Raw genomic sequence first — 23611 nt, 5'->3', positions numbered from 1 at the left:
CTCCCTTTTTTCCTTTATATTTTATCTATTTGTTTATTAAAATTTATGTAAATCTAAATAAGTTCTTTTAAATCTTCAACTGATTTTGCTTTTAGAAGTTTTTCTACTATTTCTTCGTCAGAAATAAGTTCTACCATATTTGAAAGGTTTTGAAGGTGGATATTATTATCTACTGATGCTAAAACAAAGAATAATCTAGCTTCATAGTCAGCATCCTCTCCAAAGTTTACTGGCTTTTCACTTTTCATAAAGCAGATTGAAGTTTCATTAACACCTTTTCCTTCTTGAGCGTGAGGGATTGCAATATCAGGTGCTATAACTATATAAGGTCCGTATTTTTTTATGCTTTCTATAATTAAATCTGAATATTCTTTTTCTATAGCTTTTTCTTTTTCTAAGGGAGCGCATGCAGCTTTCACTGCATCCTCCCAAGAATCAAAGCCCTCGTGAAAAGAATATCTACCTTTTTCTATTAATTCTTTTAACATAGCTTTTTCCTCCTAAGTCTTAAATTTATAAGAATGAGTTGTATGGTAAGTTTATATCAACTTCGAAACAATCATCAAACCCTCTAGGATAATGGTATTCTCTCTTATCTTTATCTTCTGGGAATGTGAATTTTCCTCCAACTTGCCAGATAAATGGTTTGAATTTGTATTGTAATCTGTGTTTTTTCATATCATATAAAGCTAAAATCTCGTCTGTATCAGCTTGGAAGTTTGACCAAATATCGTGGTGGAAAGGAATAACTACTTTAGTATTTAAAGATTCAGCCATTCTTAAAATATCTACTGAAGTCATCTTATCTGTTATACCTCTAGGGTTTTCTCCGTATGACCCTAAAGCTACGTCTATTTTGTATTCATTTCCGTGTTTTGCGTAATAGTTTGAGTAGTGTGAATCTCCGCTGTGATAAAGGTTTCCCCCTGGAGTTTTTATAAGGTAGTTTACAGCTTTATAATCCATATCAACTGGCATCTTACCTCTTAAATCTCCTTCTGGTGGTGCTGTAATTAAAGCTGTTCTATCAAAAGACTCTAAAGCGTGAAGCTCTATATCTTTTATTTTTACAACATCTCCAGGTTTAACTACTATACATCTTTCTACTGGAACTCCCCAGCCTACCCATTTATCAACACAAGCTTGTGGTCCTATAAAAGGAATATCGTTTGAGCAGTTTTTAAGAACTGCTGCAGCAACATTTACGTCTATATGATCGTTGTGATCGTGAGTTGAAATTACTGCATCTATTTCTTTTATTGCAAATGGATCTAGTACAAAAGGTGCAACCCTAAGGTTTGGTTGAAGTTTCTTTCCTCCGCACATTCTAGCCATCTGGTGTTCTGGATTTATATAAGGATTCTTTTTAGTTTTTTTACCACTTCCACACCAGAAGTCTATGCATATATTAGCGTCCCCTTCTGATTTAAGCCATATTCCTGTACAACCTAGCCACCACATTTTAAATGTTCCTTGTTCTACTACTTCATTTTCTATTTCTTCGTTTAACCAAGTTCCCCACTCTGGGAATGTATTTAAAATCCACTGTTCTCTTGTTAATTCATTTACTATACTCATTATTTGTACCTCCTAAACTTGTCCTTTTTGATTGTTTTGAACTTTTCTGAGTTCGTTTAATCACTTCTTGACTTAATTATAATCTGTAAATGTTTTCTTTGCAAGTATTTTTGTTTATTTTGTTTGATATTTTTATCTTTTTGTTCTTTGTGTAGCTATTTCACTATATTTTATTGTTCGTTTTGTTCGTTTTGTCTTTTTATTTACTCTAAACTTATTGATTTATCTCTAGGTTTTTTGTACAATTTATATATAAAGATGATTTATGATTATTTTGAACGTTTTTATCATTAATTTATCATCTTTTAATATTAAGTTCATTACAGATACAAAAAAATTTACTATTATAAATGGACATCTTATATTTATTAATTATTAAGGAGGTGCAAAAATGAAAAATGCAAAAGGTTTCGTTTTTAAAAGGCAGCAAGCTATCTTAAAATATTTAAAAGAGCATAAATTTGCAAAAACAGAAGATTTAGCAGAACTTTTAAAAACATCTAGTATTACTATTAGGCGTGATTTTCAAAACCTTGAAAACGAAGGTGTTGTAAAAAGAAAATACGGTGGCGCTGAACTTATAGAGGGTGCTTTAAATGATGACCCTTACTTTAGTGAAAATAATAACGAAAGAGAAATAATAAAAACAGCTATAGCAAAAAAGGCAGCTGAATTTATAGAAGAAGGAGATAGCATCTTTATAAATTCAAGTTCTACAGCTATTAAGGTGTTAGAGTATGTAAAAGATAAGAGAGTTGTTGTTATTACTAATAACGGTAAAGTTTTAGGAATGAATTTAGACCCTAAGATAGAAGTTATCTTAACTGGTGGAGAAGTTTACGGAAGAAAACAATCTATGGTTGGAGATATAGCAACTCAAATAGTTTCAAAAATAACTGCAACTAAATGTTTTATGGGGGTTAGCGGAATAACAGCCCACACAGGTATAAGCACCTCAGTGCTTCAAGAAACTACAGTAAATAAGAAAATGCTTGAAAACTCAATAGGTCCGACTTTTATACTAGCTGATAGTTCTAAAATAGGGATCCACCACAACTTTTCAAGCGGTGAAATAGGCTTTGTTAACTATATAATTACAGATAATAAAGCAGATAAAAATGAAATTTTAAAACTTGAAGAAGCTTCTGTTGAAGTAATATTTACGGAATAAAATAAAAAACTGCCAGAATAATCTTTATCTGGCAGTTTCTTTGCATTCTTTATCTTTTTTGAATATATTTTTCATTGCTCTTTTTAAAACTTCAAAAAAGCTAAGTGATCTAACTATATTATCAGGATTAATATATTCTCTTATTGCACGAAGCACTTTCTTAGAATCTTTTGATGAAAAAGTATAAGTACCATTTTTCTTTGTTTTAAGAGCAAAACGTGGAATCCATTTCCCTTTAAACATAACTGATACTATAACACAATCTACTTCTTCCCAAGGAATTTGAATGAATTTTCTTATATCACGATCATTGTAAAATTCAAACCCCTTATCACCTACCATTATTTTACCGTAGTCTGAGATTCCAGTGAAAGCTGTTCCTTCAATAACTAAATCAACCTTTGTATTAAGTGATTTTACCATAATTAATCCCTCTCTTCTAATTATTTTATATGTACTCTTTTAAGTATATTATATCTAATAAAGACCTAGGTTAAAGAATTTTTTAACCTAGGCCATATAAACATCTTACATTAATCCAATTACGTGTAATAGTATACCTATTATAAATAGAGCTATAATCATAACGATTGGAGATACTTTTTTCTTTAATAACCACATGCAAAGAAGTGTTAATAATAACCCTGCAAGCCCTGGGATTAAAGAGTTTAAGTTATCTTGTAAAGTTGTAACTTTTTCTGGAGTTAATGATAACCCTTGGCCTTGTTGAATTAAAGCAGTTTTAATTCCTTCAGCGCCAGCTGGTAAGTTAGCCCAGTCTATAAAAGCACCTTTACTTAGTTGAACAGAAGATACTACTGGTGTAAATGAGATAGATACCCATCTGTTAACTAAAGAACCTAAGATAAACATACCAAGGATTGAAGCACCTTTAGTAACATCTTGAAGTAAGTTACCTGATAAATCGTCTGTAATACGAGAACCAGCTTTGTAACCAAACTCTTGAGTGTACCAAGTAAATGCCATTCTAATAATATTCCAACCTAAGAAGAATATGATTGGTCCTAAAATATTACCAGCCATAGCAAGAGATGCTGCTAAACCACCTAAAATAGGTCTTAAAGTGAACCAGAATACTGGATCTCCTATACCTGCTAAAGGTCCCATCATACCAACTTTAACACCTTGAATAGTTACATCATCAACAGGTGCACCGTTTGCACGATCTTCTTCTAGTGCTAGTGTTACTCCGATAATAGGAGAAGCTACGTATGGGTGAGTATTGAAGAATTCTAAGTGACGAACAAGTGCCGCTGATCTTTCTTCTTTTGTTTTATATAATTTCTTTATAGCTGGAACTAATGAGAAAGCCCAACCACCATTTTGCATTCTTTCATAGTTCCAAGAACCTTGAATAAAGAATGAACGAAACCAAATCGCAAGACGATCTTTTTTTGATAATTTTAATTTCTTTTCGTTTTCCATTATAAATCCCCTCCTCTTTAGTAGTTATCGATAATATCACCTACTGGATCCCCAGTATTTGTATTACCGCCTGAACCACCTTTTTTACTAAGTGCTAAGTAGATAAGTGCTAAAGATACACCGATTGCACCAAGTCCAATAAGAGTGATTTCTGAAACAGTTGCTAAAACGAAACCAATTGCAAAGAATGGCCAAACTTCTTTTGTTGCCATCATGTTTATTACCATTGCATAACCAACAGCAACAACCATTCCACCACCAACAGCTAAACCTGCTGTTAACCAAGCTGGCATTGAGTTAAGTAATGCTTTGATTGGCTCTGCACCGATTAAGATAATAAGTCCAGCTGGGATTGCTATACGAAGCCCTTGAAGACAGATAGCAATTATGTGCCACATTTCTACTTTTCTTATGTTACCTTCTTTAGCAGCAGCATCCATTAAATGAACAAATGCAGTAGCTATAGTACGTACTATGATAGTTAATAATAAACCTGCAACAGCTAATGGAATAGCTATAGCTATAGCTGAATCAACACCTGCTGTGCCTTGACCACCTAAAACTAAAATAATTGCAGATGCAACAGATGCAAGTGCTGCATCAGGTGCAACAGCTGCACCAATGTTTGCCCAACCTAAGGCTATCATTTGAAGTGTACCACCTAAGATTAAACAAGGAACTAAGTTTCCTGTAACTAATCCGATTAAAGTACACGCTATTACTGGTTGATGGAATTGAAATTCATCTAATATCCCTTCAACACCTGCTATAAACGCTATAATAATAACTAATGTAATTTGAAAAAAATTTAAATCCACGACCTTAATCCTCCTTTTAAATTAAAATATGATTACTTTAATTTATTTAATTCTTCTTGTGCTTTTTTTAGGATATCGTCCATCTTTCCTTTATCATCATTTGGGACTTTACGAACATCAAATGTAAGTCCTGCTTCTTTAAGCTTAGAAAAAGTATCAATATCTTTTTGGCTAAATGCAAGTACTTTGTTTGGTTGAACTTTTCCAGGTGAGTGTGCCATAGATCCAACATTTACGACCTTTATAGGAACTCCCCCTTCTACTGCTCTTAATAAATCTTGTGGATTTTCAAAAAGAAGTAATGCTTTTTGTCCTCCAAAGTGCTTGTCGTCTTTTGCAAGCTTAATCATTTGTTCCACAGGAACAACGTGAGCTTTAACCCCTGGTGGAGCTGCTTGTTGTATTAACTTTTTACGAAGCGCATCTCTAGAAACATCATCAGAAACAACAATAATTCTTGTTGGATGTGTTGCTTTTGTCCAAGCTGTAGCAACTTGACCATGAAGTAAACGAGAATCTATACGTGCTAAAACGTATTCGAAAGATCCAGGAGCTCCTGAATTAGATTTTGCACTAGTATCTTCTTGTGCTTTTTCTACTACTTCTAACTCTTCTGGTTTGATCTTAATTCCTTCTCTAGAAGGATTTAGGATATTTTTTGCAATTTCGTGTGCTGTATCCATTGAAAAACGAGATCCAAAAGCTTCAATTACCATAGGTAAGTTCATACCAGCTACGATTGCCCATTTGTCTTTGTGTTCTTCAAATAAGCTGTTAGCTTGGTTAAATGGAGTCCCTCCCCAAAGGTCTACTAAAAATAAAACCTCTTCTGAATTTTCAAATGATGCAATTGCATCTTCCATTTTTTTCCTGATGTCATCTGGTCCTTCACTTGGCATTAAAGTAACCGCTTTAACGTTTTCTTGTTCACCGAAAATCATTGAAGACGATTGCAGAATACCTTTGGCGAATTCTCCATGACTTGCAAGAATAATTCCTACCATCATATCTCCCTCCTATTACTCACTTAAACTTTCTTTAAAATTGAATTGAAATTTTAAACAAAATTTACATAGTTGAATTTTATCACTTTTTTTATGCATAAGTACATTTTTCTACAATATGTTACAAATTGTTAATCTTTTACTAAACCATTATTTTAAGTAAATTTTAGCTGAAAGTACATATAATCTACTTTATGCCTTTTTGATGTTTAGTAAACGTTTAGTAAACAAATTTTAACACTTTGTTAATATATTAACTTGTAAAAAAACATTTTTTTAGGATTTATTTTTATGCACAAAATTTGAAATTACTTTCATAACACCTTATTAAAAACTCCTTTTTCAGAAAAAATTTTTCAATGCTCTGCTTTAAGTTTCCTCTAGCTAAAAATTTATCGCTAAAAGGAAATTTAAAAAGACTATAGCATATTTAATCTATAGTCTTTCCTTATTATCTCTTTATTATTTATTATTTTTTATTTGGCATTTGTGCCTTTCCTAATACAACATTCATTAATCCATCATCTGTTTGAATTTTCCATTCATTATCCTTTTTAGTTAAATGAATTTCTCCACTTCTCTCGTCTGTAGGTGGATTTTTAAATTCTTCTTGTAACATTTTTTCCATTTCTGCATCTGTTACTTGTTTTCCACTAAATGCAGCTTGCATAGCTTGAGAGATAAATTTTAACATCATTTGAGATATGTTAGGTCCCTTTACAGTAACATTTACTGTTGCATTATCTCCATCTATTTTTTCTGAAGTTGCTTTACCGTCTATTTGCTTAATTACATTTGTCATAGCTTTTTCAGTATCTTTAGATACCTCTTTATCTTCTTTTGCATCTCCAGTTTTAACCTTATCTTCTATAAGATCATTTAATTCTGAGTTATCACCTTTTTTAATTTCGCTGAAATACTCATTTACAACATCAGTAGGCGTTTTAGTTCCACATGCAACAAGCCCTAAAGCTAATATACCAATAAGAACTACAGCCGTTAACTTTTTAAGATTTTTCATTTGCTCTTACCCCTTATCATTTATTTATAAAGTATCTATACAATTTTACCCTAAAGCTTTATATAAATTTGTCATACTTTGTCTAAATCTAGTTTAATTATCAATTTATTCATATTTTTTTAGATACATTTACGAACATATGTTCTATTTTAAGGCTTTTTGGTTTATAATAAACTTAATAAATTATTTTGAGGTGTTTAAATGATTGATTTAAATTTAATCTTTTCTAATGATGATATATTTTTAAAACATATATATTTCGAAGAAATAGAACTACAAAGATTATTAGATAAAATAGAGAAATCAAACTATAAAGACAAGGATTTATCTTTAAAAATTTTAGGTAAATTGATAGATATTTATAATCTTCTTTAATGTTTATAAAAAACTTTTAAAAATAATACTTGCATAAACAAGTAATGTGTCTTATAATAAATTTAAAATTACTTGCATAAACAAGTATCACTTTTTGATATCGGCCGAATTTAAAAAGTAAAAATAACATAATTAAAGAAAAGAGGATTTAAACAAATGAAAACATTAGTAATATTAACACACCCAAATATCGAAAATTCAAGAATAAATAAGGCATGGATGACTCGTTTAGAAAAAGAAGAAAACATAACAATCCACAATATTTATAAAGAATACCCTGATATGAAAATCGATGTAAAGAAAGAACAAGAATTAGTACAAGCTCACGAAAGAATAGTATTTGAATTCCCATTCTATTGGTATAATGCTCCTGCATTATTAAAAATGTGGCAAGACGAAGTATTTGCTTTTAACTTCTCACACGGACCAAACGGAGATAAATTAAAAGGAAAAGAATTTATGTTAGCAATATCAGCTGGAGGTCAAGAAGAATCTTACAGAGCTGGTGGAATGCAAAGATTTACTATAAGTGAATTAACTAAAACTTTTGAAAATATGGCAAGCTTCACAAAAATGAATTACAAACCTGCATTTGTAGCATACGATGCACACAACTTAACAGGTGAAAAAGTTAAAGAAAGCGCGGAAGCTTTAGCTGATTTATTAACTAAATAATATATTTAAAATTTTGTCCAAAAAAATATAAAATTTCTCATAATTAACTTCTAATTAACTAATATAAAAATAGGATGCTTTTAATCTTTAAAAGCATCCTATTTTTTATTTATTTAAATTTTCTTTTATCGTATTTAATAAATCTACGCCTTGCATTATTTGCTCTTCGTTAAGGCCATTAGTAGTTTGAACTAAGCATTCATTAATTAACTTTAAAACTGGTTCCTTTAAAGAAGCTCCTTTTTCTGTTAGTTCAATCCTATTTATCCTTTTATCTTTAGCACAAACTCTTTTTACTATAAGCTCATTTTTTATAAGAGTATTAATAATTCTAGAAGTACTAGCCTGATCCCTATTAGTTAGCATAGCTAAATGGCATTGAGAGAGACTATTTGTATTCCATAAATTATTTAAGATAGTGTATTGTTCAAAAGTGATTTCTATCCCGTTTTCTTTAAATTTACGAGTTATGCTATTTGATATAAGTTTTTCTGTTTCATTTATAAGAAGTGCTAAGTTTTCAATCATTTTATCACCTTTTTTTATTTTTTATCTTTATATGATTATAACACAAACTAGCTTAAAATTTAAAAAACTTGCAGAATATTCTCTGCAAGTCCTCTACCAGAAGATTCCCCTCTTAGTCATCTCTTTTTGAGCTAACTCTATAGCTTTAGGTTCCTCTTTTTCTATTGCTTTTTTATGATAATCTTTAAGTTCTTCATCTTTTAATTCTTTAAGTTTATTTTTGATTTTTTCCTCTTCACTTTTAAAACTCATAAAAATCATCTCCCATCCTTTTATATATAAAATTATATCAAAATTTTTTTCATATGATTTAGAAGTTAACAATTGTTATTTGAATGTTTTATCTTGTAGATTTTTATTAATATACTCTTTGTAAGAAGTTATATAAAAAAATAGCCTACAAAAACTTTGCAAGCTATTTCCTTAAATTAAATTATCTCAACTTTAGTAGTTTCTTCTGTTATTATTTCTGCCCCAAGCTTTTTAGTAACTTTACCACCAGTAGTTACAAAAACATCATTAGAGACTATAGCATCCATAGCTCTATTTATCTGTTCTTTTGTTAAGTCTGTTTTGATCTCCCTTATTCTTAAATTAAACTTTTTCCCAGACTCATTTTCAAACCCCATTACTAATGACTTTTCTAACATATACAAATTCCCCCTTTTAAATAATTTATTTTGCCTATCTTTTGATACTTAAGCTTCTTCTTCTAAAAGTACACTATCTTCTTCGACTGTAAGTTCTGATAACGGAAATGCTATTAAACTAGCTATCTCTGACGCTACAGCGTACAGTCCTTCTTTAGTAGCTGAAAGGTTAAGATTACTAAATCTTTGAGATTTAATTATATCCTTCCCATTTTCGTTTTGCCCCTTTAAATAAGCGACTTTTAAGCTTGCCTCATTCACTATTTTTGATACCATATCTATCAACTCCTTTCATCTACTAAATATGCAAAAGGAGTTCTTAAATAGAAAAAGCATCAAAATAATTGATGCTTTTTTTTAATCCACAGATAACGTTATTAATACAGAGTTATCCTCTAAATAATCCTCCTCTATAACTTTCATATCCGTTTTATCTATTTTTCTAATTAAATTCTCATATACTTTACCCTGTACGTTCTTCTTATATTCCTTATCAAACTCTTTAAGCTTTATATATAATTCATTAAGTCTCTTTATATCCTCAGTTAATACCTTTAAAATATAACATTCTTTTGTTTTAGTAAAAAGTAAGTCGTATCCTTCTACACTTGTTTTAATATTATCCTCTAAAAGTTCTATTGGAAGGCAATATTGTTTTAGAGTCTCTAAAAGCACTTCCTTATCATTAAACTGAGTTTTAAATTCTTTTACATTTTTTGTTTTAAGTGCTTCCCCTAGCAAATTATCAGTAGTTGATGTAAATATTACGACAGCTATTGGAATAAGTAGCATACACGCTGACATTTAAATCACCCCTTAAAAGTCTACTATTCTAGATTGTCTGTAATCAGTGTTCCTTTTTTCTTCTTTTACTTTTAGTCTTCTTTTTAACTCTTCTCTTCTTGAATTTGGAAGACTTAAAAGTTCTAAAAATTCATCAACATTTTTGAATGCACCTTTTTCATTTCTGTATCTTATAACTCTTTTTGCTAAAATGATATTAGTTCCACACTCTTTCATTATCTCATCTTCATCCATACTATTTATATCTATAAGATTACTATTTTTATTATATTCAACCTTAACTTCTTCTTTTTTTACACCAGAAGTTCTAAGATTATTTATTTCTTCCACAGCTTTATTAACTTCAGCTTCTGGCTCTATGATTTCTATATCTTCTATTGATTCGTCTTTTGAAGAGTATTCCATTTTAATTCTTTCATACATCATCTCTTCTTTAGTTGGAAGCTTTGAATCCTCTAATGCTTTTAATCTAATTAAATACTCTTTTCTTATAACAAAATCATAGATTATATTTGCAAAAAATAATATTATTACTGCATTTGCTCCAAAATCTAAATTAATAATCATTAAAATCCAAATAGCAGCAACTGATATTGCACCTAATATAGTCCATAAATTTTTATTAACTTTTCTTCCTATATAAATAAGTTGCACCCCTGAAAAAAATAGTGTTAAAGGTGTTAACATCCAAAAGGAATTTAATAACCCCCACTGTTTATCATATATTATATTTTCTTTCACTTTATAATTTACCTCCTAGTCTACAGTTAAAGTAAGGACAACCGAATTATCTTCTAAAAAGTCTTCACTTTCAATTTCCATATTAGTTTCTTTAATCTTTTCTACTAGATTTTCATATACTTTCCCTTGAACATTCTTTTTATATTCACTGTCAAACTCTAGTATTTGAGAATAAAGTTTATCTAAATCCCCCTCATTTTCATAGTTTATAGTTAGATTATATCCGTCCCCTTCTTTTTCATATAATAAATCATAATCTTCTACTCTGACAGAAATATCATCACCCTCAACTTGCATTGGAAGGTTATAAGACTCTAAAGTTTTGATTAACATTTCTTTATCAGTAAATTGAGTTTCAAAACTTTTAGTAAATTCTAAATTCTCCTCTTCTTCGTTATGCTCAACAAATATCGTCCTTCCAGCAGCTTGTTCAACCCTTGATAAATGGCTTATAACAGTCTGTCTATTCATTCTTGATTTTGCTAAGTCTATGCACATATTTCCATATTCATCTGTTTTCCAAAGTAAGAAATCATACTTAAACCCGCTCAGATGTGTTTTTATAATAGTTGACATTATATTTGCATCATATCCAGCCCTTCTTATATAAGATTGCATTTCATCTATACTTTGAACATTCGTATATATTCTCTTTGTTCCTAACCTACAAAATTTTTCAAACCCTTCTTTACCTAAAGATACCCTTAATACTAAGGCTACAGGTAAAAGTGCTATACATACTGACATTTATATTCCCCCTTTTAAAAATCTATAGTTCTTCCACCTCTAGATTTTTTAATTTCATCTGAATTATCTTCATCTTTTACACTGATTTTTTCATCTTCATCTTGATTTTTATATTCGTTTCTATCTTCTAAAGCAGTTGCTGCTACTGCTCTTACGTTAGCCCATTTTCTTATTGCTAATATCTGTTCTCTTTGAGTAACTGAAAGAGGTACTGTGTTTTTAATTACTCTTTCTAAATCTTTAATTTCTAGATTTCTATCCTCTGAAAAAGCTTCAAATAAAGCACCTATTACTGCTTGCTCTATTTCAGCTCCAACGAAACCTTCTGTTAAATCAGATAATCTATCTAATAAATCTTCTGAGACCTCTATACCACCTGAAACTTCTGTGTTTTTTAACTTTTTATTTAAATGTAATTTAAATATCTCTTTTCTTTCTTTTTTAGTTGGTAAATCAACAAAAAATATTTCATCAAATCTACCTTTTCTAAGCATTTCTGATGGCAAACTATTTATGTTATTTGCTGTTGCAACAACGAAAACAGGTTTTTCTTTTTCCTGCATCCAAGTTAAAAATGTTCCAAGAAGTCTTGAAGAAACCCCTGAATCTCCACCACCACTTAATCCACTAAACCCTTTTTCTATTTCATCTATCCACAAAATAGAAGGAGATACAGCCTCAGCAGTTTTAATTGCTTTTCTCATATTTTCTTCCGAACTACCTACTATACCGCTAAATATTTTCCCCATATCTAACCTTAAAAGAGGAAGTTTCCACATTGCACTTATAGCTTTAGCTGTTAAACTCTTACCACAACCTGGTACCCCTGTAATTAGAACACCTTTAGGTGCTGGTAAATTATATTTTTTTGCCTCTGGCATCCAGCTTCTATTTCTTTTAATTATCCATCTTTTTAAATTTTCTAAGCCACCTACATCATTAATATTTAAATCTGCCTTTATAAATTCTAAAATTCCTGTCTTTTTTATAACTTGACATTTCTCATCAATTATAAGTTCTAAATCATCTATATCAAGTCTACCGTCTTCAACCATAGCTCTTGCGAAAGCATTTTCAGCTTCTTGGACAGTTAGTCCTAATGCTGCTTTTGCTAAGATTGATTTTTCTTTTTCATCTAAATTTATATTGATTCTTCCACTATCTTTATTAGCCTCTATCATACCATCTAATATCTCTGTAATATCCTCTACTGTTGGTAATTCAAAGTCAACTATAGTTATATCTTTTTGAAGTTCAGTTGGTAAAACAAGCTCAGGTGAAATAAAAATCACATTTTTAGGATTCATACTACCCTTTAGGCTGTATGATAAATCTCTTAATTTCCTTATAACATCAAAACTTTTTTTATTATTTTGAACTCCTAAAAACACATGGAAATCCTTCAAAATAAATATTGCTGGCTCTTCGACTTTTTCAATAAATTCAAGTGCATCTAAAGGATTTTTTGCATCTTTTTTAACATATTGCCCGTCACAAAGAACTCCCTCTGTTTGACTCCAAGTATAGACCTTTCTAACAGTTTTAATGTACTCTGTATCTTTTGCAATATCTTCTATAAAACATATTGCTCTATCTTCTTCCCAAGTAGTCATATACAAAAAAGGAAACCTAGCTTTTAATAGATTCGATATATATTTTTTGTAATCTGTCTTTAACATTTTAGTCCCTCCAACTCTTAATTACACTCTCTTTAATCTTTTCAATTTCACCCATACCATTTATAAATATGCTTCCGTTTTTACTTACCCTAACTTCCACTTTATTTTTTATATCTGAAATATTATTTTTCATATTTTCATACCTTTTTGATAAAAACCTATAATTTTGATTTGAAGATCCTACCCAAGGTCTTGAAAAGTCTCTTTTATCTTTTATATATGGTCCATCAATAAGTAAGTCTATATACCTTAACATCTTATTCCATTCTTCTTTATTACTTTTTAATATGTATTCATATTCATATCCACTAAAACATAAAATTGAAAGATTTGTTTCATTCTTTATTCTTTTAAAGATGTAGGCAAGCTCTTTTCCTTGACAAAAAGGCTCTCCACCTAAGATTGTAATTCCTTCAATCTCCTCTTGCTTTTTTATATCTAAAATAAGCTTTTCTACATCTAAAAGTATTCCTGATTCAAAGCTCCAAGTATCAACATTCATACACCCATCACAATGAATAGGACATCCCTGAACCCAAATACAGTACCTTAAGCCTGGACCCTCTACATTTGTTTTTTTTAATATTTTATAAGTTCTAAGTTTCATTAAAAATCAACTCTTCTAACTCTTCTATTTTCAATATTTCTTATTATTTCTTCGCATTTAATTTTTCTTCTAATCTCATTTTTTTTTGATGGTGCTACATTAATAAGTTCTATAAACTCATCAATACTTTTAAATCCACCCTTTTCTTCCCTATACTTTATAGCTCTTTTTGCTATTACTATGTTTGTCCCACATTCTTTTATTAAAGTTCTTTCATCGCAGGTATTTATATCTATTTTATTTGATACATAATTTTCTTTTGATGATTTATTCACTAAAGAATTTATTTCTTTCATAGCCTCATTAACTTCTCTATTTGCATCGACACTAACCTTTTTTCCTTTTAACTCAGTATTATTTGTATCCTCATCTAACTTATAGTATTCTTTATTATTTTCCATAATTTTTTGCGTTAAAATATTTGAATAGGCTCTCAAATATTCCTCTCTAATCGCGAAACTATAAATAATATTCCAAATATAAACTACGGCGAAAATTCCTACTGAAACATCAAAAGATATAAACTGAAATATTATATGTAGCATAGCTGATGCATATATTAATGCTAAAGTAACAATTCCTATCACTTTCCACTTTTTATTATTTACTTTAAGTCCTATATAAATAAGTTGAAGTCCAGATAAAAGTGAAACAAAACTTAATATAACCCAAAGGGAATTTTCGATTCTCCATGATTTATTATTCATAAATTCATTCATCTTAATTCTCCTCGTTTAAAACTTCAACTTCTTCTTCAAATTCAGCAACTTCAGCCTTTTCATAATATTCATCTAAAAGTTCCGAATCAACTATTCTAGCTTCTAAAAGAGCTTCCAATTCATCTGCATATTTTAAACATTCTTCACCTTTCATACCTTCTGTGTATGCAGAAATCTCTCCATTTGGATAAATTCTTACTTTTATTTTTTTATTACTCATATTACTCCCCCTAAAATTTTTTTAAAAAACTACTTAAATTATACCACCTATGTCTAAATTTATCAGTAATCATTTACCATAATAGTCCTAAATACCCCATAATAATCTATAAAAATAGAAAAAAAGGTAACGGTGTGTCCGAAGCACCGTTACCCTTTCCTGCGATATAAGTTATCCTAGTTACTATCAGTAAATATTTTAACCATATTTTATATTTTTATACATAATTTATATTAGTATATCTTAAATAGAATATTACAATAAAAAAGACAATGGCAATTTGCCATTGTCTAAAATTCTAATTAAAAACATTTTTTACAAGGTTCATACCCTTGAGCCTTTGCTTTTTCTGAATCTGTACTCCAACTAGTTTTAGTGTTACCGCATTTTGGAATCCTATGATATTTCTTACCTGTTGCTGTTAAATAAACTGTTTGTCCTTTTTTAGCAGGCGCTTCTACAGTAGTATTTTTCTTTGGCTTACTAGATTCATTTTTAGAAGTATTACTATTTGAAGCTGGTTTCTTGTTGCTTGAACTTGAAGAGTTTGAATTACTCTTAGTCTCACTTTGGCTCTTTTTTGGAGTAGAAGTTTCTTTTTTAGGTTCTGCCTTTTTTGGCTCCTCTTTTTTTACTTCTTCTTTCTTACTTTCTTCAGAAAATGCGCTATCATCTTTTTTATCGTCTTTAACTTCCTGCTTATCTTTTGATTGATCATCTTTTTTATCTTTCAAATCAATCTTTTCAGTATTTTCTGTTTGCTGAGTGCTAGGTGCCTCAGTCATTACAGTTTTATCAGAACCACATCCTATTAATGTCCCCGAGAATGCAATTATGATTCCTAAAGTAATTTTTTGTAGCAATTTATTCATATTATTCACCTCAGAGGGTATTTTATCATTTTTTTGTATAAATTGTAATAAAAACCTTATTTTATGTTGTAATTTTATTATTTTGCTAATTCTTATAAATATAAATTATTTATTTCACAAAATATAAATAACTATTTTTTATAATATCAATCTTTAGTAACTTTATAAGTATTAATTTGACTTCCTTATTCTATATTTTCAATTTAAAGAATATTGTATTTTATTACCATATAATCAATTTATTTGTTATATTTAAAACTTTTTACTATAATATTGATATAAACTTTTATAAGGGAGATAAATATGCTAAAACAATTTCTATTTGGTTCATCAATTAAAGAACCAATATTTTTAAAAGACTTTAAAGATGATAACACTCAATTAAAAGACTTAGAAAATTTGATAAAGCAAGTTAAAACAAGTAAGGTTAATCAAATTAAAACTGATTATTACCTTTTAAAATATGGAATTGAGGGTGAAAAAAATATTAGATATGAACTTAACAACTCATTTTTACCTATCCTTGTTCTACACGATATTAGGCTTGAGGACGGCGAACACTCAGCTCAAATGGATTATATAATCCTAAACCCATATTTTATTATGATTCTTGAAACTAAAAGGTTAACTGGAGATATCTATATTAATGAGTCAGGCGACTTTATAAGAAACTTTAAAACTAAAAGTGGGAAGATATATAAAAAAGAAGGAATTTTTAGCCCAATTTCACAAAATGAACGACACGTTAGAATTCTAAGTAAGATCTTAAAAAAACATAATCTAGTAAATAATTTTCCGATACTTTCTTGTGTTACAATAGCTAACCCTAAAAGTATCGTCACAAAAACAAAAGCACCAAAGCAAATAAAAAGCGGGATAATAAAATATGATCAACTTACAAATCACTTAAGTAAAACAATAGATACATATAAAAAGAAAAATGCATTTGATATGCCTGATAAAAAACTATATTCCATAGCAGACTTTTTAAAGGAAAACAATAAACCCGTTAAGATAGACTATAATTCAAAATACGCCTTAACTAAAGAAGACTTTGTAGAAAATGTACCTAATAATAATTCTTTAAATTCTTCACCATTAAATGAAGATTTAAATTTCAAATCTTCAAATTTAGAAATTAAAGAACCTACAGTAAAAATTATAATAGAAGATTTTTGTAGCCCTAAAGAAATAAAAAATAAAAAAATAAATATAGAAACACTTAGAAATAAGCTAAAAAATTATAGACTTCAAAAATCAAAAGAAGAAAAGGTCGCAGCCTTTTATATTTTTAATAATAAAACTTTAGAAGCAATTCTTAATGCTTTACCTAAGACTAAAGATGAGCTTCTAAAAATCCAAGGCCTTGGTCCTATTAAAGTAGAAAAGTACGGTCAAGCCATCTTAGATATCCTCAAATAAAATAAAGCCAAAGAGAAATAATGCATCTTTTCTCTCTGGCTTTTAACTTATAATATATATTCATCTATTATTTTATCTATAGTGCTTCCTCCACCTTTGGTCCCTCTGAACTCTTTAATAAAGCCTTCCCTAAAATATGCCCTTAGATTATAGCTATTCCCGTCACAAATCCTAAATATATCATCATCCCTTATTCCACTTTCGATATAGTTGTTAACCTTAGTAAATAATTCTATTGCTTCTCTTTTCTCTTTCATATAAGTTCTTTCTTCAATTATTTCTTTAGTTTGAGATTTATAGTATTTGTAATTTATACTTCCATCTAAATCGATATCGTATTGCTCTGTTTTAAAATCCTCTACCTTTCCTGTTCCCTTATCTATTATCTTTATTCTTAGCTTTTCAATCATTATCTTTTCCTCATCTTTAAAAATCGTAAAGTTATATCTTTTAATTATTTAACTATAATTTTACCTCTTCTACTCTTAAATATCTAACTTTAATCATACAATTAAAAGTGGTAACAATAATTAGGAGCATAAAAATGAAAAAAACTATATCTATTTCTCTTATTTTACTTATTTCAATAAGTTTAATTTCTTGTACTAATGAATCTACAGTTTCTTATAAATGTGATTCTAAAGACGATGAAATTGTTCTTAAAGATAAAGATGAAACATCTAAAACAGATGATAAAAAAACTTCTAACAAGGAAAACACTAAAGATACTAAATTAGAAAAAGCTTGGAAAACTCAAAAATTCTTAGATACAGATATCAAAGGCCGTAATCTTTACGAATCTGAACCTAATTTTTGTGAAGAAGCAGAAGGTCTTTCTTTTCCTATTAAATATCAATTTTATTATAGTGATGATATTGCACTTGGTGCTAGTATAAAAATTTGTTTTAAAACTATAGGAAAAGATACTATATTAGATTCACAAAAAGAAGAAGTTTGGAATTTAATCTTAAATTTCAATAAGAGAAATCCAAATAACAAACTAAAGAGCGTGTATTTCTATAATTTAGATAATACTGCAAATGAAAGGTATCATTTTAATTATACTAATAATTGTTATATTCAAAATTAAAAACATTATTTAAATATTAACTTTGAAATTATACTTCCGTATAATTTTAAAAAGGAATCTCTAATTAGCAATTCTTTTATTTGCTAAATTGAGATTCCCTTTATTTTATAACCCTAAAACCTATCTTACGTCATAAATTTTATTTAATTTTTCTGAAATAGCTGAATCTATTTTTTCCATATATTCATTGAAAGTGTCCATATTTCCTAAGAATGGTGAAAGCACACAAGCTCTTAGTAAAGTAACTTTACCTTCTTTATCCCACTCTTCCCTGCTCATACCACAGCTGTGAACGAAGTGGAATGGAGAGTCACCGTAATCTGGTTTAGCAAAATCAGTGTGTGATGTTATAAAGTCATTTGCATAAAGTCCGCCACTTACAAATGAAGCTTGATCATACATATCGTGATTTAACTTATTCATTATTTTTAAGTCTTTATTTCCTTCTTCATTGAATACGAAATCCACCATATTAAAGTCTGGTCTAATTAAAGTATGCATAATAACCTTTTTGTCTCCAACCATAAATGATTTTCCGCTAAAGTGATTATAAAGGTTAAATGCCCCTTCTATACTAGCTCCCATAAGTTTACCGTACCCTGTTATATTAAGTGGTAAAACTTTATGTGCTGTCCAAACTGCTGCTGCTGTTGCACCTGCTTTTGAACCTTCAAGCATAAATGCTCCAAGTAATGCCGGTATATTCATTCCTTTTTCAAATACATAAGTTGCAAAATAAGATATTGAATCTCTCATTCTCTTATCTTTTATTACTATACCACCTGCTGAATAAGGAATATATCCCATTTTGTGTGGATCTATTGTAATACTATCAGCTTTACTCATAGCTTTATAAGCTTCGTAAGTTTCGCTAGTTGGCCAAGCATCTGCTGTAGCTTCATTTTCGAATACACCATATTCTAAATATTTTGCTTTTAATTCATCTTTTTCAATGAATTTATCATTTTCATCTAAGAATATAGCTCTTGAATATCCACCATAAGCTGCATCTACGTGAACATAGAATTTGATTCCTTCTTTTGCTAATCTATCTTTAACTTCTATTATCTTGTGGATGTCATCAACAGCACCCTCTTCTGTTGAACCTACAACCCCTACAACTCCTAAAGTTGGTATGCCTTGTGATGCAAACTCTCTAATTTTCTTTTCAAGTTCTTCTGTATCCATTCTATATTTTTCATTTACTTTTACAGCTTCGATATTTTCAGTTCCGATACCAATTATATCTGCTGCTTTAAGCCAAGAATAGTGCTTAGTTTGTGGAACAAACCATTTACCTAGCTTTCTTATTTTATCTCCACATCCTCTTGCTGAATGTTCTTTTAACTCGTCTAATTTTTCAGGTACTTTAGCTAATAAATCTAAAACTTCTTCTGTAGACATATTTAAAAGTTCCCATTCACTTTTACCTTCAACTAAATTTGGAGTAACTTCTTTCATAGCTAATGGTAATGATTTAATATTTCTTGCATACCATAGTCCTTCTAGGTTTGCAATTGAACCATCTGCACAGATGTGTCCCCAACCTATTCCATCTTCATATCCCATAAACTTTGCAAACTCTAAGCCTACTTCTTCTTCCATTTCTGAAGTTCCAGGTGAAGATTCATACGCAACGTTATTTCCGTTATAAAGCATTGCTGCAAAATATCCAAGTAATGCTGGCATTAAAGTTTCTGAATTCATATGTCCTAAAAATCTAGGTGAATGCCAAGGTAATGATTTTGATCTTAATTTAACTGAAAGTTCTGTTAAAACTTCTTCCATTTTATCAGAAGTCTCTAAATAATCTTTTTGTCTTTTATCAGTATTTTTTATAATTGGCATATCCTCTGGATGATAGTTTTTTCTCCATTCACTATGGTCCTCAAAAAGGTCTACTAAATGTCTTTCAAAGAACTCTGTATTCTCTGATTTTGGTCCTAAAAATAATGCTTTTAAGTTTAAATCTTTTCCACTCATTTTAATCTCTCCTTTAGTTTTCTTTTTTCCAACTTGGTTTTCTACAAGCAAAAATAATTAAAGCTATACCTACTGAAACTATTGTTCCTATTACTTGGAATGCTACATAAAAAGTCTTATCTGGTGTTCCACTTGGTGGAATTAATCCGACTATTATTGTTAATAAAATTCCAATTAACGCCAAACTAGCTGTAACCCACATTAAACCATTTCCTTTTGAACCTAGTCTAAATGTTCTCTTAACATCTGGCCTTGTATATCTTAATTTAATAGCTGAAATTGCAATTAAAATATAAACTATACAATAAAGGATTGTTGTAGTTACAGTGATCATATAAAATGCACTGTTAACATCCTTTGTAAATAAATAAGCTAATGATATTATTGAAATTACTGTAGCTTGGATCAACACTATAGTAAGTGGTGCTCCATTTTTACTTCTTTTTTGGAATACCTTTGGTAGATTACCTTCTTCAGCAACCTTTATCATAGCTTTAGATGGTCCAAGTACCCAAGCACTAAGTTGTGCAAGTACACCTATAGCTATCATAGCTGAAATGATATTATTAAATAGCTTTGGTATTCCTAAACTTTGGCAGTATATAACAAAAGGCTGAGTTATATTAGATAGCTCCATTTGTCCCTTTGGCACTGCATTTGCAACTGTTAATCCTGCAATTAAGTTGAAAATTACAAGTAAAATTACTGATCCTATAACTGCTATTGGATAATTCTTTTTAGGGTTTTCTATATTATTTGCATGAACTGATGATATTTCAACTCCTGCAAAGATAAATATAATTCCTGTAAAATAAGATAAGCTTCCTAAATTACTAAAATCGGGTAATACCTTACTCATAGAAAATGTTCCTAAATAACCATCAGGATTTATACCATTTTTAAAAAGATAAGCTAGTCCTAAAATAACTAAAGCTAAAAACGGTACGTATACTCCAATAACTGCTCCTAAATTACCTACTACTTTAACCATATCAAATTTTAAATTTAATAAAGTTACTAACCAATATGAAATAACTATAACCCAAAATATAAATATATTATTTTGAGCTAAAACTGGATTATTTATAACATATCCAATTAAAACACCAACTGTAGATGCAACCATAACCATTCCAAAGAACATTTGAACCCATAAAAGCCATGAAGTTACAAAACCCCATTTATCTCCAAATGCCTCTCTTACCCAAACTTGAGGACCACCTTCTTCTGGCCACCCAGTTGCAAGTTCTGCTGCAATTAACGAAATTGGAATAGCAAATAATATAACAGCACCAATTAAATATGAAATCTGTGTCCATCCGTTAATTGCTAAGGTTGGTACACTCCTAACTGTGCCGAAAAATGCCATTGTTATACCAATCAGTTGAAAAAGTGTTAGTTTTTTCACACTACTCATATAAACTACTTCCCTTCATATTAAGTTTTATTTATTTTAAATAATCAGTATTTTATCCTCCTTTCTTTAAATCGTTTACATTTTTTATCTTTGAAATATTGATTATTTAAAGTCCACCCATTTAATTTTGTCCCTACCTCTTTACACCTCCATAATATACCCATTAAATTCTATGTCAAATAACATCCTTTATTTTATAAATTTATTTATTAACTTTATGATGAATTTTAAAATACATTTTTTTCTACTTAATCAAATTAAATCTAAATTTTGAATTTTTAAAGCAATTTCCCTAACCTTTACGAATTATATTTTTGCTGATTTATATATAATTCAATAGGTATCGATTTTTTTATTTAAATGCTCTCATTTTTATTTGTATTTTAAAAGTAAAATTTTTAAACTTAAAATGAACTTTATTTAACTACATTATTTTTATTTAATATATAAAAAGTGCGATGTTTTTAAACACCGCCTTATTTTTATATTAGTTAATATAATTTATTCATTTTTAAAACTTCTTCTTTCATTTTATCAACCATCTTTGACGGTGATAAAACTTTTACGTTTTTACCTTGACTTAGAAACCATTTTTTTATTCCATCACCTAAAATTTCTACTTTAATAACCGTCTTATCTAAGTCTTTTGATATTACTTCTGCTGTAGGGAGCTTATCTAGAACCGATTCCACTGATTCTCCATAATATTCAAAAACAATTCTTTGCACTTTTCCACCTAGCGTGTATTGAGCCTTCTTTCTTAGTTCACCGTCATCTATCTTTTTGTTATCTTCTAATATGAACGGCTTGTCTAACTCTTTATAATCTATTATTTTATCTATCCTATAAACATTAGCACTTACGTAATCATTAAAATCGGCAAGGAGATAAAAATAGTATTCCGAAAAAATTATAGATATCGGCTTTACCTTTTTATCAATTATACTTCCATCATCTTTTTTATATATAATATTTGTCACTTTTCTATGTTTGATGCATTCACTTAAATCCCAAATTTTATCTATAAGTGGTTCCTTATGTGATAATTCAACATAATTGATCTTCTCATTCCCTATAATCTCAATTATGTGTTTCTTTTGAGCATCACTTGCAATATTTAATAATCCCTTAGATAGCAACTCCATTTCTTCTTTGCAAAAGGCTCTGCTTTCTAAAAGAACCTTTATCAAAGCTAATATACTTTTAGTATTTAGCCCGTCATAGCAGCTTTCTAGTATGTATCCTTTTTTAGATTTATCATAGTTAATATTGTTTTCACCAAGCTTTGTTATATTCTCAGTAAAATAACATCTGATATCTTCTATGTCTCTTTGGATCGTTTTTTCATTTACATTATATATGTCTGCTAGCTCTTTCTTATTTAGGATTTCATTTTTTAAAAATCTATTGTAAATATCTAAAACTCTTTTAACTTTCTTATCTTTAGGTTCCAAATATCTCCCCCCGTTTCAATATATATTATATATATTTACATGGACATATCTTGTCTATTTTAATATATTTGGCAACTTATTAAAAATCCTAGTCTAGTTATATTTAAATGTCTTCTTTTAATAAAAGTTCCTTATTAACTACCACTATCTCAGGTATCAGAATTGTTTTCTCTTTATCATCTAGTAAAAGTAATTTCTCTTTAATTAAAATCCTTAAGCTCTTCTTTATATTTGATATATTCCTTAAATCTTTTTCATTTAATTCTATTCCATCTTTATAGTTAAGCTTCATAAAATTAATATACCCTAAGATTTCTTTTTCTTTTCCATCTATTAATTTTATTAAGTTATAGAGCAAGTTTTTTTCTAGCTCGTTTAAAGCGTTAATCGAATTAAATAATCTAATGTATATATCGACTCCTAAAGGATGCTTCTTTATTTCATTTTGCATCTTTTCTAATTCTATCTTATAATTTGAAACACCATTCAAATCATTCTTTTTTATCTTTAGTCTATTCATCAAATCCCTCCTCTCACTCCCTATTTAATTATATTTATTGTTTTGGACAAATTTTGTCCATTTGCAAATG

29 protein-coding genes are annotated in these 23611 nt (G+C 29.2%); 5 read left to right on the top strand and 24 right to left on the bottom strand.

The window, feature by feature from the left end; genetic code table 11:
* Positions 1–53: 53 nt before the first annotated feature.
* Together INR60_RS00515 and ulaG are read right to left on the bottom strand one after the other, a co-directional pair.
* Entirely contained in the window at positions 54–488 is a 435-nt protein-coding gene (locus tag INR60_RS00515; protein WP_194189514.1) for a PTS sugar transporter subunit IIA, read from the bottom strand.
* A gap of 25 nt (positions 489–513) precedes the next feature.
* Positions 514–1578, bottom strand: a complete 1065-nt coding sequence (gene ulaG, locus INR60_RS00510) for an L-ascorbate 6-phosphate lactonase (RefSeq protein WP_194189513.1) — start codon at positions 1576–1578, stop codon at positions 514–516.
* Between the two features lie 391 nt (positions 1579–1969).
* Here ulaG and INR60_RS00505 point away from each other — a divergent pair, with 391 nt between their 5' ends.
* Positions 1970–2749 carry a DeoR/GlpR family DNA-binding transcription regulator gene (locus INR60_RS00505; protein WP_194189512.1) on the top strand — a complete coding sequence of 260 codons (780 nt, stop codon included), beginning with the start codon at positions 1970–1972 and terminating at the stop codon, positions 2747–2749.
* A gap of 24 nt (positions 2750–2773) precedes the next feature.
* Here INR60_RS00505 and INR60_RS00500 read toward each other — a convergent pair whose 3' ends face one another.
* The 5 genes from INR60_RS00500 to INR60_RS00480 form a co-directional block, all read right to left on the bottom strand.
* Complete coding sequence (locus INR60_RS00500) at positions 2774–3172, bottom strand: DUF956 family protein (RefSeq protein WP_194189511.1); 399 nt, start codon at positions 3170–3172, stop codon at positions 2774–2776.
* 105 nt (positions 3173–3277) lie between these two features.
* The gene (locus INR60_RS00495; protein WP_194189510.1) at positions 3278–4195 is read right to left on the bottom strand and encodes a PTS system mannose/fructose/sorbose family transporter subunit IID; all 918 of its coding nucleotides are present in this window, start codon (positions 4193–4195) and stop codon (positions 3278–3280) included.
* Between the two features lie 17 nt (positions 4196–4212).
* Entirely contained in the window at positions 4213–5013 is an 801-nt protein-coding gene (locus INR60_RS00490; protein ID WP_194189509.1) for a mannose/fructose/sorbose family PTS transporter subunit IIC, read from the bottom strand.
* 32 nt (positions 5014–5045) lie between these two features.
* Positions 5046–6017 carry a mannose/fructose/sorbose PTS transporter subunit IIA gene (locus INR60_RS00485; protein WP_194190945.1) on the bottom strand — a complete coding sequence of 324 codons (972 nt, stop codon included), beginning with the start codon at positions 6015–6017 and terminating at the stop codon, positions 5046–5048.
* A gap of 469 nt (positions 6018–6486) precedes the next feature.
* A complete protein-coding gene (locus INR60_RS00480; RefSeq protein ID WP_194189508.1) occupies positions 6487–7038 on the bottom strand; it encodes a DUF4878 domain-containing protein in 552 nt (183 codons plus the stop codon).
* A gap of 201 nt (positions 7039–7239) precedes the next feature.
* Here INR60_RS00480 and INR60_RS00475 point away from each other — a divergent pair, with 201 nt between their 5' ends.
* Together INR60_RS00475 and INR60_RS00470 are read left to right on the top strand one after the other, a co-directional pair.
* Positions 7240–7413, top strand: a complete 174-nt coding sequence (locus INR60_RS00475; protein WP_194189507.1) for a hypothetical protein — start codon at positions 7240–7242, stop codon at positions 7411–7413.
* A gap of 156 nt (positions 7414–7569) precedes the next feature.
* The gene (locus tag INR60_RS00470; RefSeq protein WP_194189506.1) at positions 7570–8088 is read left to right on the top strand and encodes an NAD(P)H-dependent oxidoreductase; all 519 of its coding nucleotides are present in this window, start codon (positions 7570–7572) and stop codon (positions 8086–8088) included.
* A gap of 105 nt (positions 8089–8193) precedes the next feature.
* On the opposite strand, the gene INR60_RS00465 is transcribed toward INR60_RS00470, so the two are convergent.
* From INR60_RS00465 to INR60_RS00410, 12 genes are all read right to left on the bottom strand, one after another.
* Positions 8194–8616 carry a MarR family winged helix-turn-helix transcriptional regulator gene (locus INR60_RS00465; protein WP_194189505.1) on the bottom strand — a complete coding sequence of 141 codons (423 nt, stop codon included), beginning with the start codon at positions 8614–8616 and terminating at the stop codon, positions 8194–8196.
* Between the two features lie 93 nt (positions 8617–8709).
* Complete coding sequence (locus INR60_RS00460; protein ID WP_194189504.1) at positions 8710–8868, bottom strand: hypothetical protein; 159 nt, start codon at positions 8866–8868, stop codon at positions 8710–8712.
* A gap of 176 nt (positions 8869–9044) precedes the next feature.
* Positions 9045–9266 (bottom strand): DUF2922 domain-containing protein, encoded by a 222-nt coding sequence (locus tag INR60_RS00455; RefSeq protein WP_194189503.1) that lies wholly within the window; start codon positions 9264–9266, stop codon positions 9045–9047.
* A 48-nt stretch (positions 9267–9314) separates the two neighbouring features.
* Complete coding sequence (locus tag INR60_RS00450) at positions 9315–9542, bottom strand: DUF1659 domain-containing protein (protein ID WP_194189502.1); 228 nt, start codon at positions 9540–9542, stop codon at positions 9315–9317.
* Positions 9543–9623: 81 nt separating this feature from the next.
* Entirely contained in the window at positions 9624–10070 is a 447-nt protein-coding gene (locus INR60_RS00445) for a hypothetical protein (RefSeq protein ID WP_194189501.1), read from the bottom strand.
* A gap of 12 nt (positions 10071–10082) precedes the next feature.
* Positions 10083–10811, bottom strand: a complete 729-nt coding sequence (locus INR60_RS17590) for a helix-hairpin-helix domain-containing protein (protein ID WP_194189500.1) — start codon at positions 10809–10811, stop codon at positions 10083–10085.
* A gap of 15 nt (positions 10812–10826) precedes the next feature.
* A complete protein-coding gene (locus INR60_RS00435; protein WP_194189499.1) occupies positions 10827–11558 on the bottom strand; it encodes a hypothetical protein in 732 nt (243 codons plus the stop codon).
* A 14-nt stretch (positions 11559–11572) separates the two neighbouring features.
* Positions 11573–13237 (bottom strand): Ycf46 family AAA ATPase, encoded by a 1665-nt coding sequence (locus tag INR60_RS00430; protein ID WP_194189498.1) that lies wholly within the window; start codon positions 13235–13237, stop codon positions 11573–11575.
* Position 13238: 1 nt separating this feature from the next.
* The gene (nrdG, locus tag INR60_RS00425; RefSeq protein ID WP_194189497.1) at positions 13239–13844 is read right to left on the bottom strand and encodes an anaerobic ribonucleoside-triphosphate reductase activating protein; all 606 of its coding nucleotides are present in this window, start codon (positions 13842–13844) and stop codon (positions 13239–13241) included.
* A complete protein-coding gene (locus tag INR60_RS00420) occupies positions 13844–14563 on the bottom strand; it encodes a helix-hairpin-helix domain-containing protein (protein WP_194189496.1) in 720 nt (239 codons plus the stop codon). The genes nrdG and INR60_RS00420 overlap by 1 nt, the downstream gene beginning before the upstream one ends.
* Before the next feature lies 1 nt (position 14564).
* Complete coding sequence (locus tag INR60_RS00415; RefSeq protein ID WP_194189495.1) at positions 14565–14783, bottom strand: DUF2997 domain-containing protein; 219 nt, start codon at positions 14781–14783, stop codon at positions 14565–14567.
* Between the two features lie 302 nt (positions 14784–15085).
* On the bottom strand, positions 15086–15655 hold the full coding sequence (locus INR60_RS00410; RefSeq protein ID WP_194189494.1) for a hypothetical protein: 570 nt from the start codon (positions 15653–15655) through the stop codon (positions 15086–15088).
* A gap of 303 nt (positions 15656–15958) precedes the next feature.
* Between INR60_RS00410 and INR60_RS00405 the strand changes: the two genes are divergently transcribed.
* Positions 15959–17077, top strand: a complete 1119-nt coding sequence (locus INR60_RS00405; RefSeq protein ID WP_194189493.1) for an HRDC domain-containing protein — start codon at positions 15959–15961, stop codon at positions 17075–17077.
* A gap of 47 nt (positions 17078–17124) precedes the next feature.
* Here INR60_RS00405 and INR60_RS00400 read toward each other — a convergent pair whose 3' ends face one another.
* Positions 17125–17487 carry a hypothetical protein gene (locus tag INR60_RS00400; RefSeq protein ID WP_194189492.1) on the bottom strand — a complete coding sequence of 121 codons (363 nt, stop codon included), beginning with the start codon at positions 17485–17487 and terminating at the stop codon, positions 17125–17127.
* Between the two features lie 134 nt (positions 17488–17621).
* Here INR60_RS00400 and INR60_RS00395 point away from each other — a divergent pair, with 134 nt between their 5' ends.
* A complete protein-coding gene (locus INR60_RS00395; protein WP_194189491.1) occupies positions 17622–18167 on the top strand; it encodes a hypothetical protein in 546 nt (181 codons plus the stop codon).
* Between the two features lie 120 nt (positions 18168–18287).
* Here INR60_RS00395 and tdc read toward each other — a convergent pair whose 3' ends face one another.
* From tdc to INR60_RS00375, 4 genes are all read right to left on the bottom strand, one after another.
* Complete coding sequence (tdc, locus tag INR60_RS00390) at positions 18288–20150, bottom strand: tyrosine decarboxylase (protein ID WP_194189490.1); 1863 nt, start codon at positions 20148–20150, stop codon at positions 18288–18290.
* A gap of 13 nt (positions 20151–20163) precedes the next feature.
* Positions 20164–21567, bottom strand: a complete 1404-nt coding sequence (tyrP, locus tag INR60_RS00385) for a tyrosine-tyramine antiporter (RefSeq protein WP_194189489.1) — start codon at positions 21565–21567, stop codon at positions 20164–20166.
* 491 nt (positions 21568–22058) lie between these two features.
* The gene (locus tag INR60_RS00380) at positions 22059–23021 is read right to left on the bottom strand and encodes a helix-turn-helix transcriptional regulator (RefSeq protein ID WP_194189488.1); all 963 of its coding nucleotides are present in this window, start codon (positions 23019–23021) and stop codon (positions 22059–22061) included.
* Positions 23022–23124: 103 nt separating this feature from the next.
* Positions 23125–23541 carry a hypothetical protein gene (locus INR60_RS00375; protein ID WP_194189487.1) on the bottom strand — a complete coding sequence of 139 codons (417 nt, stop codon included), beginning with the start codon at positions 23539–23541 and terminating at the stop codon, positions 23125–23127.
* Between the last annotated feature and the right edge of the window lie 70 nt (positions 23542–23611).

It is taken from the genome of Clostridium chrysemydis, from assembly GCF_015234215.1.
GTDB lineage: Bacteria > Bacillota > Clostridia > Clostridiales > Clostridiaceae > Clostridium > Clostridium chrysemydis.
This window is presented reverse-complemented; position numbering and strand designations above follow the sequence as displayed.